Genomic DNA, 19,078 nt, shown 5'->3' on the forward strand with positions numbered 1-19,078 from the left:
TAAGATTTAATGCGTCAGTATAGCGTCTCAGAATTATTAACAGAAGATATTACCTTTCCTGAAGTAGAAATAAAAGGTTGGGTTAGAACTTTTAGAGCAAACCGCTTTATTGCCTTAAACGATGGGTCAACATTAAATAACATACAGTGCGTAGTAGATTTTGAAAATTTTGATGAGGCTTTATTAAAACGAATTACTACTGGAGCCGCCATTCATGTAACAGGTGAATTAGTAGAAAGCCAAGGCAAAGGACAAAAAGTAGAAATCAAAGTAAAAACTTTAGAGGTTTTAGGTGATTCTGATCCTGAAGAATATCCAATTCAGCCCAAAAAACATTCATTTGAGTTTTTACGCGAAAATGCCCACTTACGTACCAGAACCAATACTTTTAGTGCTGTAATGCGCTTAAGATCTGCTCTTTCTTATGCTATTCATAAATACTTTAATGAGCATGGTTTCTATTATATGCACACTCCAATAATTACTGGTAGTGATGCCGAAGGAGCTGGAGAAATGTTTAAAGTAACAAGTCTAGATATAAATAATCTACCAAAAAACGGCAATAATAAAGTAGATTATTCCAAGGATTTCTTTGGAAAAGAAACCAATTTAACGGTTTCAGGTCAGTTAGAAGCTGAAACATATGCCATGTCACTTGGAAAGGTATATACATTTGGCCCTACTTTTAGAGCCGAGAATTCTAATACTTCACGCCATTTAGCAGAGTTTTGGATGATTGAACCAGAAGTGGCCTTTATGGACTTAGCTGGTAATATGGATTTAGCCGAAGACTTCTTAAAATTTGTAATTAAATATGTGCTTGAAAATAATAGTGATGACTTAGAATTTCTAGATAAACGTCAACAAGATGAGGATAAGAAAAAACCTCAAGCCGATAGAAGTGACATGACGCTCATTGAAAAACTGAAATTTGTAACAGACAACCATTTTAAGCGTGTAAGCTACACCGAAGCTATTGATATTCTCAGAAATAGTAAACCAAATAAGAAAAAGAAATTCAAATATATTATCAAAGATTGGGGCTGTGATTTACAAAGCGAGCACGAACGTTTTTTGGTAGAAAAGCACTTTAAATGTCCTGTAATTCTATTTGACTATCCAGCAAATATCAAAGCGTTTTACATGCGTTTAAATGATGACGGCAAAACAGTTCGTGCCATGGATATTTTATTCCCAGGCATAGGCGAAATTGTGGGAGGTGCTCAACGTGAAGAACGTTTGGAAGTCTTAAAACAAAAAATGGCGGCCTTGAATATACCCGAAGAAGAACTTTGGTGGTATTTAGATCTCAGGAAATATGGCACTGCAGTTCATTCTGGCTTTGGTCTAGGGTTTGAGCGTTTAGTAATGTTCGTAACTAGTATGTGTAATATTAGAGATGTTATTCCTTTCCCAAGAACTCCTCAAAACGCAGAATTTTAGTCTCAATTTTGGTTGTGGTACAAGTATTGTAGTTAAAAGAAATTTTATACTTTTAACTCAAACCAAATCAAAATATGCTCAAGCAACATTTACAGTTTAAATTATCACAAAAACTATCGCCTCAGCAGATTCAATTAATGAAATTGATTCAGTTGCCTACACAAGCTTTTGAGCAAAGGCTTAAACAAGAATTAGAGGAAAATCCTGCATTAGAAAGCGGTAAAGAAAATAAAGAGGAATATGATTCTGAATTCGATAATAATGACGATTATAATGACAACGAAACCATTAATGCTGAAGATATCAATGTTGACGAATATTTAAGTGATGATGAAATTCCAGATTATCGTACACAAGTCAATAATTACAGTAGTGACGATGAAGAGAAAACAATGCCTTATGCTGCTGGAACATCGTTTACACAACATTTAATAAATCAACTAAATACTTATAGATTAACTGATGAAGAACGAGATATTGCTGAGTTTTTGGTAGGAAGTGTTGACGAAAGTGGGTATATAAGAAGATCTTTATCAGATATAATGGATGATTTGGCATTTACACAAAATGTCTATACCGAAGAATCTAACATTAAAAACGTTCTAAAAATAGTACATCAGTTAGACCCGGCTGGAGTGGGTGCAAGAAATTTGCAGGAGTGCCTCAGCATTCAACTTCATAGAAAAGAAAAGACTCCAGATATAGAATTAGCTATAGACATAATTGATAATGCTTTTGAACAATTCACCAAGAAACACTATCAAAAGTTAATTCAGAAATTTGATATTTCTGAAATGCAATTAAAAGATGCTATTTCTGAGATTGAACACCTAAATCCAAAACCTGGTGGGTCTTATTCTGGTAATAACCGCATTGTTGAGCATATTGTACCAGATTTTGCCATTAAAATAGTTGATAGTGAATTAGAGTTAACTCTTAATGGCAGGAATGCACCAGAACTTCATGTTTCAAGGGAGTACAACAATATGCTTAAGGGATACAAAGATTCTAAGGACAAATCTAAATCCCAAAAAGATGCCATTATTTTCATTAAGCAAAAATTAGATGCTGCCAAATGGTTTATTGAAGCCATTAAACAACGACAACAAACACTTTTTGTGACTATGAGTGCGATTATGCATTACCAAAAAGAATATTTTTTAACTGGTGATGAGCGTAATTTGAAGCCTATGATTCTTAAGGATATTGCAGACGAAATCAATATGGATGTGTCTACAGTTTCCAGAGTTGCCAATAGTAAATATGTTGATACACCCTACGGAACTAAACTAATTAAGGAATTCTTTTCAGAATCCATGAAAAATGATCAGGGTGAAGATGTCTCTACTAGAGAAATCAAGAAAATTTTAGAAACCGTTATTGAAGAAGAAGACAAGAAAAAACCATTAACTGATGAAACTTTGGCGGGTATTTTGAAAGAAAAAGGTTATCCAATTGCTAGAAGAACAGTTGCCAAATATAGAGAGCAACTAGATATTCCTGTTGCTAGATTACGTAAAAAAATATAATGAATCATCTTTTAAGGAGTATCTCGTTTATTTTTCATCCATTGTTAATGCCTTTACTGGGTGTTATATTCTACTTTTCTAAATCGCCCAGGTTCATTCCAAAAGAAGTTATAACGGCCAAATTAATATCGCTATTCATTCTCACAATAATTCTACCCATTCTTCTGTATTTTTTATTAAAAACATTAGGCAAGGTAAAATCAATCTACCTTGAAACAACATCAGAACGTATTTTACCCTTAATTCTTAATTGTATTGTTGTGATTATTGTTATTCAACGTATTTTAACACCAACCCAAATAATTGAGTTGTATTTTTTCTTTGTTGGTATTTTAATTTCATCAATGACATGTTTAGTTCTCGCCTTTTTTAAATTTAAAGCTAGTATACATATGATAGCCGTTTCTGGGGTATTTATGTTTTTTATCGCCTTAAGTATTCATTTTAGTATTAATATAAATGGTACCTTAGCCTTAATGGCTATAATTAGCGGAGCAGTTGCAACCTCAAGACTACATGTAAATGCGCATACATACAAAGAGTTACTAATGGGTATTTTTATTGGAGTAATTCCGCAACTCTTGCTGGTCCCATATTGGTTATAAAATGTAAAACATAAGGCCTATTTTTATGGCATTCATGTTTAATTGTTCACCATTAAGTATAACATTATCTGAAAATATAGGGTTTAAAGCGTAGTACATATATATGTTCCAAGTATCATAACCCAGACTAAGGGTAAACCCATATTGAAACTTATTAAAGTCTTCAATATCTCTAAATTTAATGTTTCCTAAATCTCCATTGTGTTTTGTAGTGTGTGCTACAACATAACTAACTTTAAAGCCGGTATAAATTCTCCAAAAACTATAGTTTAAAGGTGAAGACGAACGCCATCTAAATTCAAACGGAACTTCTATTAAATGACTTGAAAATTTATTTTTTGTAAAAGTTTCCTCAGCTAGAATACTATAGGTTAACTCATTAGATTCTCTATTAATGAGCAAGTTTTGATTAAATGAATTAGCTGAATACCCAAGTCCTAATCCAAATGCTAAATTCCTCCTTTTATTAATGGGCATATCTTTTATGAAACCTAACTGAAAACCCAGTGAAAACCCACTTTGCTTTAAATTAACCGGTTTTTTTCCTAATAAATTATAAGTGACTCCAGCATAGAATTGGTCTTCTTTATAAAGCGAATCTACTTCTATATCAACATGTTCTTGAGCAAATAGTTGTTCTACACTTAAAAAACAAAGTATAATAAGTACAAAATATTTCATGTTAATCTATATTAAAAAAAATTTAGCTACAATAAAATTGCTACAATGAAAAAAAGGCGTTTTGAAAATTCAAAACGCCTCTATACCTATATAAAATCAAGATTATAAACTATCTTCCAAACACGCTACCTTTTTTGGTAGTATAGTTAATTTTAAGCGCATTAACTTTTCTTAGTTCTTGCTTAATATCTCCAATTAACCCCATGTTTGCATCACTATCAACTTTCAAAGCCGTAGTTAAAAAAGGAACTAACTCTTCTCTTTTGGCAGCCCTTTCTGCAGCAATAAAAGCTGCAATATCACTTACATCAGCAAGTTTGTCATTTAATTGAATTCTTGCTTCTGTACCATATTGCTTAAAATTTTCACTTGGTTTTCCTGCATATATATACATAACCAAGTCTTTCTTGTCAAGCTTTTCAACCTGATCTGCAAACGGCAAATTATTTTCAATCATTAAGGTATTTTCCCTCATTACGGTAGCCACCATAAAAAAGAATAATAACATAAATACAATATCTGGTAAAGATGCTGTAGATATAGCTGGTAAAGCGCCGCTCTTTTTCTTTTTAAATTTAGACATATTAGTTAATGTTAAATTATTGTACTTCTGAAAGCTTTTGTGGATATTCCAACTTAATTTGGTCTATCTTTTCTTTAAGCTTGTCTTTGTTCCCTGGCCAATTAACATCTTTATAATTAGCTTGCATTTCTGTGAAAGATTTACGATACAGTTCTTGAGCTCTTCTATCTCTTAACTCATTATAAGCCGCTACCAGTTCATTTTGAACCGCTATGTAGGTTTTATAAGTAGTTTCTCTTTCATTTTTTAACGAAATAATAGCCTTATCAGGATTGTCTGATGATTTAGGATCTTTTTTTCCTTTACAATAAGAACAAGATCCGTCGCCACCGTTATCTAAAAACTCTTTTGCTGCTGCTCTTAAGTCTTTAAGTTCCATTAATTCATCTTCTACAAGTAATTGATCTTTACCATTCAGCAAAACCGTAAAGATGTTCTTTTGCTTAATAACTACATCCTCATCTGACTCTTCCATTGGCGGTAACTTACGGTTAATCCCAGAGTCTACCTCAATAGTAGTTGTTACCAAGAAAAATATAAGTAATAAGAACGCAATGTCGGCCATGGAGCCTGCATTTACTTCTGGTGCTGCTCTTTTTGCCATAATAATTATTTATTAAACATTTTTTTTACTCCAGAGAAAGCCATAGATGCAATAGCTAAAAAAGCTAATACATAAAAGGTATATAAACCTGCTCCCACTTTCTTAGATGTTGCCTCTGTAATGTCTTGCCCTTTATCAACAAACGGCTGTAAATCTAAATCTGTTCCTGATGACATGGCATATGAAATAAACACAATTGCTAAAAAAGCACCTACAGTCAACAGAGTCTTCTTGATGTTTCCTGCAAATAATCCTTTAATAACAAATATTACAACCAGACCTACAATTAATGCTAGTACTACATATGTAACATACAACATGTTACCTGCAGGACCACCAGCACTTCCTTCATCTCCTGCTATTATCATTAGCGCAAAAATTGCGCCAATAATGGCTATAGCAAAAGCTACTATTTTTAATATTTTATGTAAACCCATAATCTTTTATTCTTTAATTATTACTTTTTATTTCTAATTAATAAGTCCATTAATGTAATAGAGGCATCCTCCATATCATTAACTATACTATCAATTTTAGCAATAATGTAATTATAAAAAATTTGAAGAATGATAGCCACAATAAGACCAAATACCGTTGTTAAAAGCGCTATCTTAATACCTCCTGCCACAAGTGATGGTTGCATATCTCCTGCTGCTTCAATTTTATCGAATGCGTTAATCATACCAATTACAGTACCCATGAAACCAAGCATAGGCGCTAGAGCAATAAATAAAGAAATCCAAGAAACATTCTTCTCTAACTGTCCCATTTGAACACCTCCGTAAGCAACAACAGCTTTTTCAGCAGCGTCAATACCTTCGTCAGTTCTATCTAAACCTTGATAGAAAATAGAAGCAATAGGGCCTTTAGTATTTCTACAAACTTCTTTAGCAGCTTCTACACCCCCAGAAGATAAAGCATCTTCTACACTTTGAGTTAATTTTTTTGTATTTGTTGTAGAAAGATTTAAAAAGATAATTCTCTCAATAGCAATTGCTAAACCTAGAATTAAACATAACAATACAATCCCCATAAATCCAGGACCTCCTTCAATAAATCTCTTTTTTAATTCTTGGTGAAACCCAAGTGATTCGGCAGGTGCAGCAGCATCGGCATCTTCTTGAATTGTCACAGTAGTTGCTGTAGTTGTTGTGGTTGCAATTGTAGTTGCATTAGCAGTTCCAAATACCATCATTCCTGAAATGGCTAGGATAGAAAATAATCTTTTCATGTCTCGATCTTAATTTTATTAGTTAAAGTGTTAAAGATAAAAAAAAAATGCAATTAAATAGTAAAAATAACAGCAGAGAGGAAGGGATTCGAACCCTCGATACCCTTTTGAGGTATACACACTTTCCAGGCGTGCGCCTTCGACCACTCGGCCACCTCTCTATAAATATTTCAATCGTATTAATTACGGGGGATGAAATAACAAAAAATTCTTTAAACCTTAAAATTTTACAAGGTTAAATTTAGGTCATTTCTCCTCTTAAAGACATTTCGTAAGTTGATTTAAAATTTTCTGTGGAAATATTCTGTCCTAATAAATACATTACCTTAGTAACTGCTGCTTCAGTAGTAAGGTCTTTACCTGATATGACGCCAATTTTTTTAAGCCAATTACTGGTTTCATAATGCCCCATCATAACACTTCCTCCCAGACATTGGGTGATATTAATAATATGTATCCCACAAGAAATTTTCTCTTTTAACAAATTAATAAACCAACGTTCGGTAGTACAATTTCCTGCTCCATAAGTTTCCAAAATCACAGCTTTTAAATCTGGTGTCTCAAATACATTTTGAATAACCGCTTTAGTTATACCTGGAAATAACTTGATAAGCGCTATATTATTATCTAGATATTTATGAACTTGTAATGGCTTGTCAACATCAGGTTTAAACAAATATTTTTTATTAACTTTTAAATGCACCCCAGATACAGCCAATTCATTATAATTAGGTGATGCAAAAGCTTCAAAATGTTCAGCATTCATTTTTGTGGTTCTATTGCCTCTATATAATTTGTATTCAAAATACAAACACACCTCTTGGATTATTGGTTTATTATCTTTTTGTAAAGAAGCTACTTGAATAGATGTTATCAAATTCTCTTTGGCATCGGTTCTTAAATCTCCGATAGGTAATTGAGACCCCGTAAACACCACTGGTTTCTTTAAATTCTCTAACATAAAACTTAATGCCGATGCTGTGTAACTCATTGTATCACTACCATGCAACACAACAAAACCATCAAAATCATCATAACTATTTTCAATCACCTCTGCTATTTGAACCCAATATTTGGGACTCATGTTACTGGAATCAATTGGTTCTTTAAAAGACACCGTCTCAATATTACAATCTAAAAGTTGTAACTCTGGTATTTTATCTAAAAGTGTTTTAAAATCGAATGCTTTTAATGCATTAGTTTTAAAGTCCTTTACCATACCAATGGTTCCTCCTGTGTAAATTAACAATATGTTAGATTTTGAGTGGATCATGAATTAAACGCCAAATACGTCTTTAGAGTTTTGAGTTGTAATGCTTGCTATTTCTTCAATTGGTAAATTATAAATTTCTGAAAGCTTATCCAACACCTTTAATATATACAAACTTTCATTTCGTTTTCCTCTGTATGGAACAGGTGCCAGATAAGGTGCATCAGTTTCTAATACAATATGTTGTAAATCAATTTTGTTTAAAAATTTATCAATTTTTCCATTTTTAAAAGTTACTACACCGCCAATGCCTAACTTCATATTATAGGACATGGCTTGATGCGCTTGTTCTAAATTACCCGTAAAACAGTGAAAAATTCCAAAAAGTTTATCGTCATTCACATCTTCTAAAACTTCAAATATCTCATCAAAGGCTTCTCTGCAATGAATGACAATAGGTAAACCATATTGCTTAGCTAGTTCAATTTGATATTTAAAAGCTTCTTGTTGAATACCAAGGGTAGTTTTATCCCAATAAAGGTCTATTCCAATTTCGCCTACGGCATAAAAAAGTCTTTTAGTCAACATCTCTTCTACGTGTTGAAGCTCTTCTTTATAATTCTCCTTGACATGGGTTGGATGTAATCCCATCATTAAAAACACATTATCTGAAAAATCCTTTTCTAATTGCAACATAGATGCTGTATACGTTGAATCGATAGCAGGAATAAAGAATCTAGATATATTATGATCAACAGCACGCTTAATCATGTCATGTCTGTCTTCATCAAAAGCTTCACTATATAAATGAGTGTGGGTATCTGTAATAATCAAGTATAAGGGTCTTTATGTTTTTGTAAAAATAGTATACTTTTACCTAAAATTAAGGTTTAATGGAGACGCTTCAAGAATTTTTACTTAAAAAAGGATATACCAAAATAAAATTACACCTTACCAAAACAAATCACTTTGAAATTAAAGCTACCATAAATGGGAAACGAGGGTTGTTTATTTTAGACACGGGTGCGTCAAGTTCTTGTGTTGGGTTTGAAAGTGTAGAGACTTTTAAGCTTACTGCCGAAGATTCATCTATTAAAGCAGCAGGTGCAGGTGCCATAGACATGGAGACCAAAATGTCAAAAAAAAATAAAGTTAAAATTGGAAAATGGCGCTATAATAAAATGGTTTTGGTACTGTTTAACTTAACACATGTAAATACGGCTTTGATTAATCATAATTCTAAACCAGTTGATGGGATTATAGGTGCTGACATATTAAAAAAAGGAAAAGCCATCATAGATTATCAGAAGAAATATTTATATTTAAAAGTATAACTTAACTACAATTTTCTATCTTTCTGAAACAAATGAATACTTCTATTGTTATTGCAGATGATCATCCATTGATGTTAAGAGGGTTAACAGATTTTTTAACTTCAAAAGGATTTAATATATTAGAAAGTACTACCGACGGAAATACCGCTTACAATTTAATTGTTAAATTGAAGCCAGATATTGCTATTCTTGATATTAGAATGCCGCATAAGACAGGTTTGGAAATTGCTGAAGATTGCCAAAAAAACAACATACCCACAAAAATTATTTTAATCACTTTTGATAAAGAAAAAGACATATTTAATCAAGCCAAAAAATTCAATGTATATGGTTATATTCTAAAAGAATTTGCTGTTGAAGAAATTGAAATCTGTATTGAAAACGCAGTGCTGGGCAAACCTTATTTTAGTGACGAAATTGCTAAATTCTTAAACTACAGCCCTAATGGTAGCCATTTAGAATCTATTAAACTTTTGACGAAATCTGAATTAAAAATTGTTAAGCTTATTTCTGAAAATAAAACCAGTAATGATATAGCTCAAGAACTATCAATTTCTGTAAGAACAGTTGATAAACACAGAAGTAATATTGTTGCTAAACTAAGATTAGATAACAAACCAACCTCTCTTTCAATTTGGGCAAATCTTAATAAGTCTAATATAAAAAATACGTAGAAGTGCGTATTTCCTGAACAGGTCTTTTAAATTACCTTTACAATGCTATTAATTAGTTCTTAGGGAGAATTAAGAAAGCTCTGGTATCGTTTTGGCCCAGAGCTTTCGCTTTTAAAACACACCTCTTAATTTAAAAAATACGTACAAGTGCTTATTTTATTTCTTATCACTCTATATTAATTTTATACCTGCTATTAAGCTATATAATTCTTTTTTGAGAGATAGAATTATAATCCAAACTCTGCATATTTTATGTGCAGAGTTTTTCCTAAAACTTAAACTATAAATCAATCTTTTATAATGGAGCAAGACAATAGAATTTTGGATAAATGTTGTATAGTGGGATTATCGATAATTGTAGCTATCATTATTACTGTAAATCTTATTACTTGTTTTAGTTAGTTAAATAAAGAGACGAAAAAAGGGATGCTCTAATTGAACATCCCTTTTTTCTTAATTAAAAAGTGATTCTTTTTATAATTCTAAAGCCTTTTTTACATCATTATTCATTAAAATCTCTGTTGGGTTTTCCAGCGCTTCTTTAACAGCTACCAAAAACCCAACACTTTCTTTACCATCAATAATTCTATGGTCATAAGACAATGCTACATACATTATTGGTCTAATTTCTACTTTACCATCAACAGCTACAGGGCGTTCAACAATGTTATGCATTCCTAAAATACCACTTTGAGGAGGATTAATAATTGGTGTAGACAACATACTTCCAAATACACCTCCGTTGGTAATTGTAAAGGTGCCACCGGTCATTTCATCAACGGTAATTTGCCCATCTCTTGCACGAAGTGCTAAACGTTTTACTTCAGACTCTACGCCTCTAAAACTTAAGTTTTCAGCATTTCTAATTACCGGCACCATTAATCCTTTTGGTCCTGAAACCGCAATACTAATGTCACAGAAATCATAAGTTAGCATTTCCTTACCGTCAATCATTGAGTTTACTGCTGGATACATTTCTAAAGCCCGTACTACCGCTAGAGTAAAGAAACTCATAAACCCTAGGCTTACACCATGCTTAGCTTTAAATGTTTCTTTGTATTCGCTTCTTAATGCGAAAATTGGAGACATGTCAACTTCATTAAAAGTAGTTAACATAGCTGTTGTATTTTTAGCCTCAACCAAACGCTCTGCTACTTTACGACGTAACATAGACATTTTACTTCTGGAAGTACTACGATTACCACCTGTTGGTGTTCCCATAGAAGGCACTGCTTTAATAGCATCCTCTTTAGTAACACGGCCGTCTTTACCAGTTCCACTTACAGAAGCTGCCTCAATGCCTTTTTCAGCTAAAATCTTTTTAGCTGCTGGACTTGCTGTTCCTGTAGCATACGTAGATTCTTGTTGACTTGATACACTAGCAACTGTCTCTGCTTTTGGAGTTTCTTCCTTAACTTCTGCCTTGGCTACCTTTCCTCCTTCGGGTTTATCAGCAGCAGTATCTATATGACAAACTACAGCTCCAACAGCAACAGCATCACCTTCTTCAGCTTTTAAGGTTATAGTACCACTAGCCTCTGCAGGAAGCTCAAGAGTAGCCTTATCACTATCTACCTCTGCAATAGCTTGGTCTTTTTCTACATAATCGCCATCTTCAACTAACCATGTAGCTATTTCTACCTCGGTAATAGACTCTCCTGGTGATGGTACCTTCATTTCTAAAATCATCTCTAAATAATTTTAATTATATTCTAAATTGTTCTTATTTATGTCGAAAACGTCTTCAATAACGCGACGTTGTCTTGCTCTATCTCTTGTACTAGAACCTGGTGCCGGCACAGAGTTGTAAGGTCTTGAGCAAACCTCTAATTTAACTATATCTAATCGTTGCGTCATAAAGCCCCAGGCTCCCATATTTTTAGGTTCCTCTTGAGCCCAAATGTACTTCTCAACATTTGAATATTTGTTAATCACTTCTTGAATTTTATCAAAATGTAGTGGGAACAGCTGTTCAATTCTTACAATTGCCACATCCTCCCTGTTTAGCTTTTCTCGCTCTTCCAACAACTCATAATAAAACTTGCCAGTACAGAACACCAATTTCTTAACCTTATCAGGATGGATAGTGTCATCAATTATTTCTTGAAATTCACCGTTAGCTAATTCCTTTATAGAAGACACGGCTTTTGGATGTCTCAATAAACTTTTAGGTGTAAATACAATAAGTGGTTTTCTGAAATCGCGCTTCATTTGGCGACGCAACAAATGGAAAAAGTTTGCTGGTGTAGTACAATCTGCAACAATCATGTTATCATTAGCACAAAGCTGTAAATAACGTTCCATTCTTGCTGATGAATGTTCTGAACCCTGCCCCTCGTAACCATGAGGTAATAATACTACAAGACCGTTTTGTGATTTCCATTTATCTTCGGCAGCTGAGAGGTATTGGTCAAAAATAATTTGAGCTCCGTTGCTGAAATCTCCAAACTGTGCTTCCCAAATAGTTAATGTATTTGGATTTGCCATAGCATAGCCATAATCAAATCCCAACACACCATATTCTGATAAAAACGAATTATAAATATACATTTCGCCTTTATTATTCGGGTTTGTATTTAATAAGTTGATTCTTTCTTCTGAAATCTCATCACGTAAAATAGCATGACGATGACTAAAGGTACCACGTTCCACATCCTGACCTGAAATTCTAACATTAAAGCCTTCTTCCAACAAACTTCCGTATGCTAGAGTTTCTCCCATTCCCCAATCAAGAGTATCGGTTTCAAAAACCATTTTTTCACGTCCTTGTAAAATACGCTCTGCTTTACGTAAAAACTTAACACCATCTGGAACCGTTGATACAACTTTGGAAATATTCTTTAAATTATCTTCAGGATATTTTGTGTCAATAGTTTCAAGCATTGCATCTAATCCCCTTCTTTGAAAATTTGTCCAGCGTTCCTGCATGAACTCTCTAACTTTTGATGCTTCTGCTTCTTTAGCCTTAGTATATTCACTCTCTAGAGTGTTTTTAAACTCTGCAACTATGGCATCAGAATAAGCTTTGTCAATGGTACCTTCAGAAATTAACTTATCAGAATAAATTTTATATGGATTAGGATGTTTTGCAATGTATTTATAAAGCTTAGGTTGGGTAAACCTTGGTTCATCTCCTTCATTATGACCATACTTTCTATATCCTAACAAATCAATGTACACATCCTTTTTAAAACGCATTCTGTAATCTAAAGCCATTTCTATGGCATGTACTACAGCTTCGGCATCATCAGCATTTACATGCATTACTGGAGACAAAGTAACCTTAGCAACATCTGTACAATACGTACTTGAACGTGCATCTAGGTAGTTGGTAGTAAAACCTATTTGGTTATTGACTACAATATGGATGGTACCACCTGTTTTATAACCATTTAACATACTCATTTGAGCTACTTCATAGACAATTCCCTGACCTGCAATTGCAGCATCGCCATGTACTATAATAGGCAAGATTTTAGAATCATCACCATTATAATCATCATCAATTTTAGCCCTTGTAATACCCTCAACAACAGGCCCTACAGTTTCTAAATGAGATGGATTTGGCACCAAATTCATTTTTATAGATTTACCATTCTGATAGGTTTTATCTAGCGTTAAACCTAAATGATATTTCACATCGCCATCAATATTTTCATCTTCAAAATCCTTACCTTCAAACTCACTAAAAAGTTCATGTAGTGGTTTTCTAAAAATATTAACCAGCGTACTTAAACGGCCACGGTGCGCCATACCTAAAACACATTCCTTAACTCCAAATTTTTCAACGGCATTGTATAATGTGTTACTAATGGCTGGTATCAAAGACTCCCCGCCTTCCAAGGAAAAACGCTTTTGACCAACATATTTAGTCTGAAGAAAGTTCTCAAAAGTAAATGCTTGATTTAATTTTGAAAGTATATATTTTTTAGTTTCTAAGGAAAACACAGGGTGATTATCATTCACATTTAGTTTATCCTGCCACCATTTTATAACGTCTGGATTTCTCAAATACATGTATTCTACACCAATAGAATCACAGTAAATCTGTTCTAAGTGCTTAATAATCTCACGTAAAGTCTGCGCTTGTAAACCTAAAATCTCACCAGCATTGAAAACCGTATCTAAATCGGCTTCTGATAGTTCAAAATTCTCTAAATCTAAAGTTGGAAAATAAGTTCTTCTACCTCTAACTGGATTTGTTTTTGTAAACAAATGTCCCCGCATTCTATACCCATCAATAAGCTTCACAACCTGAAACTCTTTGTGTAGATGTTCAGGCACTTGAGTAGAAACGCCCTCTATAATCTCTCCGTTTAATCCATAGTTTTCACTTCCAAAATCATATCCTTGAAAAAAAGCTCTCCAACTTGGTTCAACACTATCTGGGTTTTGTAAATATTGCTCGTATAAATCAGCAAAATATGCTGTATGCGCTGCATTTAAAAAGGAAAATTTATCCATTTTTTCTTATCCTAACTCTTCTTAAAAAAACATCTTCCAAAAATACAACTTTTATAAACATTAGGTTATCTAAGCTAAAGAATTATGTATGCAGCCAACACTTTTAGCAAATATTATTGATTGAATGTTAATTTTTTGATGATTACTAAATTTTTGTTTAGTTTTTTTAAAATCGTTAAAAACAAGCGTACTTTTTTGTAATAGTTTGATTAATTTTTAATTAAGCCCTTAATATTGAAGATAATTAAAAGGATGTATTAAAGAGGTAAAAAGGCATTGCCTTTTTCAACAGCTAACGCAAGCTCTTTAATGGTTCTATTCTCAAGATTATTTAAAATATTCTTTCTTGAAACGACTAGCATATTATGTAACGGGCAAGGTTTTTCTTCATTACATTTTTCTAAACTCAACATACAAGAATTAAGTTTTTCTTCGCCATCAATAACACGAATAATATCTATTACTGAATGATTCAAGTTTTCTTCGTTTAAATAAAACCCACCTTTAGGCCCTCTAACAGAGGACACCAATTCTTCCTTAACCAAAGGCTGTAGCAACTTTGCCAAATACGCTTGAGGCACATTTATAGGATCAGAAATATCCTTAACCATCACTCTCTTATTATTAGAATGAATAGCTAAAAACAGAACGGCTTTAATAGCATATTTAGATGAATTTGAGAGCATATCTCACGTCAAAATTAAATTACAAATATAAAAAAGACGAATACATCTTAAATATGATTTTTATCATATTTTTTACTTCTTTTACTAGCTAGTTTTGTTATTCGTATAAAATCCACACTTATGAGAACTACACTAAAACTAATGACCATCTTATTTACTGCAATATTAATGAATTGTGGTGGCAAAGAAGAAAAAAAGAAGGAAGGTTTTAGCTATGAAAAACAAGAAACTAGCACTAAAAAAGAAGTAAAGAAAGAGACGTCTGAACCTCCTTCACAACAAATAGACCTTACTAATAAGGGCATTGGCCCTATTACATCGTTAACCTTAAATGATGCGGTTGATGAAAAAATGGCTGCCCATGGTGCCGAAGTTTTTAAAAAACTATGTACCGCTTGTCATAGAGCCGATAAAAAATTCATAGGACCATCTCCAAAAGGCATTACAGAACGTCGTACTCCAGAGTGGATAATGAATATGATTTTAAATCCTGTTGAAATGACTCAGAAAGACCCATTAGCCAAAGCATTATTAATGGAATTTAATGGTGCTCCAATGGCCAACCAGAGCTTATCTGAAGAAGATGCCAGAGCTGTATTAGAATACTTTAGAACCTTAAAATAACACCAAAAAATGAAAACCATTAAACAGATTCTTTTATCTGCACTTTGCCTAATTGCATTTGCAGCTTGTAAGAATGAAAACAAAGAAGCCTCAACGACCTCTACTGTTTCAGATACAGAAACTTCCACCACGCAAACTGGTCAAGCATTCATTCAAGATGATGAAGCTACTCCAAATTGTTTACAAATAGCTATTGGTTCTCCAGACCACAAAACACTTGTAGCAGCAGTTCAAGCTGCTCAAGTAGAAAACGCTTTGGTAAATGTTGGCCCTTTAACTGTTTTCGCCCCTACCGATGCCGCTTTTGATGCACTGCCTGAGGGTACTGTTGAAAATTTGGTTAAACCAGAAAACAAAGCAACACTTGCCAATATTTTAAAATACCACGTTACACCTGGTAACTTAAGTACAACCATATTAACAAAACTTCCAAAATTAGGACAAGCAAACAATCAATATGTTCAAGTTGAAGTAGTTGACGGTAAACCTGTAATTGGTGGCGCTAACATTATTGCAAGTGTTAAAGCAGGTAACGGTATTGTACATGTAATAGACAAGGTGCTTTTACCTCCAAGCGAATAAAAATTCTAACTAAATCTAAATAATTATGAAAAATATATTAAAATCAATGGTTGCTCTTTTGAGTATTCTTGTAGCGTTTACCAGCTGTAATAATACATCAAACCAAAATGCGGGAGCATTATCTGGAAGCGCAGCCGAAAAAGTGTACGTTAACCCTGGTGAGCACGATGAGTTTTACGCCTTTATCTCTGGCGGTTTTAGCGGACAATTATCTGTTTATGGATTACCATCTGGACGTTTATTTAAAGTAATTCCTGTATTCTCTCAAGATGCAGAAAAAGCCTATGGGTATAACGAAGAAACTAAACCCATGTTAAACACATCTCACGGTTTTGTTCCTTGGGATGATTCTCACCACCCTGACATTTCTCAAACTAATGGAGTAATAGATGGCCGTTGGGTATTTATAAATGGTAACAACACACCACGTATTGCCAAGATTGATTTATCAACTTTTGAAACTACTGAAATAATAGAGGTACCTAATAGTGCAGGTAACCATAGTTCTTCTTTCGTTACCGAAAACACAGAGTATGTAGTAGCAGGAACACGTTTCTCTGTTCCTATTCCTCAAAAAGATATGCCAATAAAAGATTATAAAGGAAACTTTAAAGGTGCTTTATCTTTCATTTCTGTTGATCCAGAGCATGGACATATGGATATTAAATTCCAATTAATCATGCCTGGTTTTGATTATGATTTATCACACCCTGGTAGAGGAAAATCTCATGGATGGTTCTTCTTTAGTACTTATAATACAGAAGAAGCTAGTACACTCATGGAGGTTAATGCTTCTCAAAATGACAAAGACTTTATTGCAGCTGTTAATTGGAAAAAAATTGAAGAATACGTAAATAATGGTGGCGGTACCATGATGGCGGCCAACTATGCTCATAACGTATATGATGAGTCTACTCACACTGCTACTTCAACAATGAAAAAAGAGGTACTTACTGTAAATCCTTTAGACGTTCCTGGTGCTGTATATTTAATGCCAACTCCTAAATCACCTCACGGTTGTGATGTAGATCCAACTGGAGAATATATTGTTGGTAGTGGTAAATTATCTGCAAACTTAACAGTACATTCATTTACAAAAATGCTTGCTGCCATTGAAAACGAAAGTTTTGCTGGAGATGCTTATGGCATTCCAATTATAGATTTTGAAGCTTCATTAGCTGGTGTTGTTGAGCAACCAGGTTTAGGCCCTTTACATACCGAGTTTGACGGAAAAGGAAACGCTTATACTACATTCTTTATTTCTTCTGAAGTTGTAAAATGGAAATTAGGTACTTGGGAAGTTGTTGATAGACAACCTTGTTATTACTCTGTGGGACACTTAATGATTCCTGGTGGTAACTCTCAGAAGCCTTTTGGCAAGTATGTTGTAGCCATGAATAAAATTACTAAAGACCGCTATTTACCAACAGGTCCAGAGGTAACACAATCGGCACAATTATATGATATTTCGGGAGACAAAATGGAGTTATTATTAGATTTCCCAACAGTTGGTGAGCCTCACTATGCTGCTGGATGTCCTGCCGATTTAATCAAGCCTCGTTCTAAAAAATTATTCAAATTAGAAGAAAACAACCACCCATATGCTACAAAAAATGAAGCAGACACAAAAGTTGTTCGCGAAGGTAAAGATGTTCATGTTTATATGACCACTATACGTAGTCACTTCTCTCCTGATAATATTGAAGGTATTAAAGTTGGTGACAAAGTATATTTCCATATAACAAATTTAGAACAAGATTATGATGTACCACATGGTGTAAGTATGATTGGAGCCAATACTTCAGAATTACTAATCATGCCAGGGCAAACAGAAACTTTTGTTTGGGAGCCTAAGCAAGTTGGTGTATGGCCATTCTATTGTACAGATTTCTGTTCTGCATTACATCAAGAAATGCAAGGTTATGTTCGTGTCTCTGCCGCCAATTCTAGTACACCACTAAGATGGTCTTTAGGTGAAGACATAGAGTAAACTACCTTAGTGTGAGCACACGAGGCATTTATAGAAACCTAATTTTGATTTCGAGGCAAACCTCGGAGCATTTATATCTCGATTATCGAGTAAAATAACTTAGGGAAATTTTGTTTTAGTGTTTATTTCCCTTAATAAGGCGAGAGTTATTCATTTCGCTCTCGCCTTTCTTTTTAAAACACTTTAACCCCCTCAATTTAGAATTATGAAACGCTCAAATATTATCATGCTTATTGCGGTTTTATTGCCACTGGGTTTATTCTTATTTCCGCTTTGGAAAATAACCTTAGAAGCTCCGCAATACCCTACACCATTAGGAATGTACATTCATATTAATGATTTTACTGATGCTAACCCGCACGACATTAAAAACATTAATATTATGAATCATTATGTTGGCATGAAATATATTCCAGAAGCTATTCCAGAATTCAAAATATTCCCTATAGGCATCATTATTACAACCGTAATAGGTTTGATTATTGCCTTTAAAGGAAACTATAAATGGTTTCTGTTTTGGTTTATTTTAATGATGGTTTTAAGTGCTGCCGGACTTTATGATTTCTACCTTTGGGAACATGATTATGGTCATGACTTAGACCCTAAGGCTATCATGAAATTTACAAATCCTGATGGCTCTATTATGGGCTTCCAGCCACCATTATTTGGTAGTAAAGACATTTTGAATTTTACAGCACATTCATACCCACAACTAGGGTCATTATTCCTAGGCTTAGGAATTGCAGGATCATTTGTTGCTCATTTAATAGGAAAGAAAAATCACAAAAAAGCATTACGTATGTAAAAATTACGTATTACCTGAAAAACACTAAAAATC

19 protein-coding genes and 1 tRNA gene are annotated in these 19,078 nt (G+C 33.5%); 9 read left to right on the top strand and 11 right to left on the bottom strand.

All coding sequences use genetic code 11. The features are described from left to right. Nucleotides 1-9 precede the first annotated feature (9 nt). From asnS to E1J38_RS10295, 3 genes are all read left to right on the top strand, one after another. Nucleotides 10-1,443 carry an asparagine--tRNA ligase gene (gene asnS, locus E1J38_RS10285; protein WP_133356463.1) on the top strand — a complete coding sequence of 478 codons (1,434 nt, stop codon included), beginning with the start codon at nucleotides 10-12 and terminating at the stop codon, nucleotides 1,441-1,443. Between the two features lie 74 nt (nucleotides 1,444-1,517). Further along, nucleotides 1,518-2,972, top strand: coding sequence for an RNA polymerase factor sigma-54 (gene rpoN, locus E1J38_RS10290; RefSeq protein ID WP_133356464.1), 1,455 nt, complete (start codon nucleotides 1,518-1,520; stop codon nucleotides 2,970-2,972). Next, on the top strand, nucleotides 2,972-3,577 hold the full coding sequence (locus E1J38_RS10295; RefSeq protein ID WP_133356465.1) for a hypothetical protein: 606 nt from the start codon (nucleotides 2,972-2,974) through the stop codon (nucleotides 3,575-3,577). Before rpoN ends, E1J38_RS10295 begins: the two co-directional genes overlap by 1 nt. Here E1J38_RS10295 and E1J38_RS10300 read toward each other — a convergent pair. The 8 genes from E1J38_RS10300 to E1J38_RS10335 all read right to left on the bottom strand — a co-directional run bounded on the left by E1J38_RS10300 (nucleotide 3,572) and on the right by E1J38_RS10335 (nucleotide 8,720). Further along, a complete protein-coding gene (locus E1J38_RS10300; RefSeq protein WP_133356466.1) occupies nucleotides 3,572-4,258 on the bottom strand; it encodes a porin family protein in 687 nt (228 codons plus the stop codon). The two genes, E1J38_RS10295 and E1J38_RS10300, sit on opposite strands and share 6 nt — an antisense overlap. A 109-nt stretch (nucleotides 4,259-4,367) precedes the next feature. Further along, nucleotides 4,368-4,841, bottom strand: a complete 474-nt coding sequence (locus tag E1J38_RS10305; RefSeq protein WP_133356467.1) for an ExbD/TolR family protein — start codon at nucleotides 4,839-4,841, stop codon at nucleotides 4,368-4,370. Nucleotides 4,842-4,857: 16 nt separating this feature from the next. Beyond that, nucleotides 4,858-5,445 carry an ExbD/TolR family protein gene (locus E1J38_RS10310; RefSeq protein ID WP_133356468.1) on the bottom strand — a complete coding sequence of 196 codons (588 nt, stop codon included), beginning with the start codon at nucleotides 5,443-5,445 and terminating at the stop codon, nucleotides 4,858-4,860. Between the two features lie 5 nt (nucleotides 5,446-5,450). Continuing rightward, nucleotides 5,451-5,882: a hypothetical protein gene (locus tag E1J38_RS10315; protein WP_133356469.1), complete on the bottom strand. Its 432-nt coding sequence runs from the start codon at nucleotides 5,880-5,882 to the stop codon at nucleotides 5,451-5,453. A 20-nt stretch (nucleotides 5,883-5,902) separates the two neighbouring features. After that, the gene (locus E1J38_RS10320; RefSeq protein WP_133356470.1) at nucleotides 5,903-6,676 is read right to left on the bottom strand and encodes a MotA/TolQ/ExbB proton channel family protein; all 774 of its coding nucleotides are present in this window, start codon (nucleotides 6,674-6,676) and stop codon (nucleotides 5,903-5,905) included. Between the two features lie 73 nt (nucleotides 6,677-6,749). Continuing rightward, nucleotides 6,750-6,837: transfer RNA gene (locus E1J38_RS10325), tRNA-Ser, on the bottom strand. Between the two features lie 80 nt (nucleotides 6,838-6,917). Next, nucleotides 6,918-7,949 carry an asparaginase gene (locus tag E1J38_RS10330; RefSeq protein ID WP_133356471.1) on the bottom strand — a complete coding sequence of 344 codons (1,032 nt, stop codon included), beginning with the start codon at nucleotides 7,947-7,949 and terminating at the stop codon, nucleotides 6,918-6,920. 3 nt (nucleotides 7,950-7,952) lie between these two features. Continuing rightward, entirely contained in the window at nucleotides 7,953-8,720 is a 768-nt protein-coding gene (locus E1J38_RS10335) for a TatD family hydrolase (RefSeq protein WP_133356472.1), read from the bottom strand. Nucleotides 8,721-8,779: 59 nt separating this feature from the next. Between E1J38_RS10335 and E1J38_RS10340 the strand changes: the two genes are divergently transcribed. Next, on the top strand, nucleotides 8,780-9,220 hold the full coding sequence (locus tag E1J38_RS10340) for a retropepsin-like aspartic protease (protein WP_133356473.1): 441 nt from the start codon (nucleotides 8,780-8,782) through the stop codon (nucleotides 9,218-9,220). 32 nt (nucleotides 9,221-9,252) lie between these two features. Then, nucleotides 9,253-9,894, top strand: a complete 642-nt coding sequence (locus E1J38_RS10345; RefSeq protein WP_133356474.1) for a response regulator — start codon at nucleotides 9,253-9,255, stop codon at nucleotides 9,892-9,894. Between the two features lie 474 nt (nucleotides 9,895-10,368). On the opposite strand, the gene odhB is transcribed toward E1J38_RS10345, so the two are convergent. The 3 genes from odhB to E1J38_RS10360 all read right to left on the bottom strand — a co-directional run bounded on the left by odhB (nucleotide 10,369) and on the right by E1J38_RS10360 (nucleotide 15,044). After that, nucleotides 10,369-11,583 carry a 2-oxoglutarate dehydrogenase complex dihydrolipoyllysine-residue succinyltransferase gene (gene odhB, locus E1J38_RS10350; RefSeq protein WP_133356475.1) on the bottom strand — a complete coding sequence of 405 codons (1,215 nt, stop codon included), beginning with the start codon at nucleotides 11,581-11,583 and terminating at the stop codon, nucleotides 10,369-10,371. Between the two features lie 12 nt (nucleotides 11,584-11,595). Continuing rightward, nucleotides 11,596-14,358 carry a 2-oxoglutarate dehydrogenase E1 component gene (locus tag E1J38_RS10355; RefSeq protein ID WP_133356476.1) on the bottom strand — a complete coding sequence of 921 codons (2,763 nt, stop codon included), beginning with the start codon at nucleotides 14,356-14,358 and terminating at the stop codon, nucleotides 11,596-11,598. 257 nt (nucleotides 14,359-14,615) lie between these two features. Next, nucleotides 14,616-15,044 carry an RrF2 family transcriptional regulator gene (locus E1J38_RS10360; protein ID WP_133356477.1) on the bottom strand — a complete coding sequence of 143 codons (429 nt, stop codon included), beginning with the start codon at nucleotides 15,042-15,044 and terminating at the stop codon, nucleotides 14,616-14,618. 120 nt (nucleotides 15,045-15,164) lie between these two features. Between E1J38_RS10360 and E1J38_RS10365 the strand changes: the two genes are divergently transcribed. The 4 genes from E1J38_RS10365 to E1J38_RS10380 all read left to right on the top strand — a co-directional run bounded on the left by E1J38_RS10365 (nucleotide 15,165) and on the right by E1J38_RS10380 (nucleotide 19,045). After that, nucleotides 15,165-15,668 carry a c-type cytochrome gene (locus tag E1J38_RS10365; protein ID WP_133356478.1) on the top strand — a complete coding sequence of 168 codons (504 nt, stop codon included), beginning with the start codon at nucleotides 15,165-15,167 and terminating at the stop codon, nucleotides 15,666-15,668. A 9-nt stretch (nucleotides 15,669-15,677) separates the two neighbouring features. Beyond that, the gene (locus E1J38_RS10370) at nucleotides 15,678-16,250 is read left to right on the top strand and encodes a fasciclin domain-containing protein (protein WP_133356479.1); all 573 of its coding nucleotides are present in this window, start codon (nucleotides 15,678-15,680) and stop codon (nucleotides 16,248-16,250) included. A gap of 25 nt (nucleotides 16,251-16,275) precedes the next feature. Then, nucleotides 16,276-18,240, top strand: a complete 1,965-nt coding sequence (nosZ, locus tag E1J38_RS10375; protein WP_133356480.1) for a Sec-dependent nitrous-oxide reductase — start codon at nucleotides 16,276-16,278, stop codon at nucleotides 18,238-18,240. A gap of 205 nt (nucleotides 18,241-18,445) precedes the next feature. Further along, on the top strand, nucleotides 18,446-19,045 hold the full coding sequence (locus E1J38_RS10380; RefSeq protein ID WP_133356481.1) for a hypothetical protein: 600 nt from the start codon (nucleotides 18,446-18,448) through the stop codon (nucleotides 19,043-19,045). Nucleotides 19,046-19,078: the final 33 nt, after the last annotated feature.

The organism is Seonamhaeicola sediminis (assembly GCF_004358095.2).
GTDB lineage: Bacteria > Bacteroidota > Bacteroidia > Flavobacteriales > Flavobacteriaceae > Seonamhaeicola > Seonamhaeicola sediminis.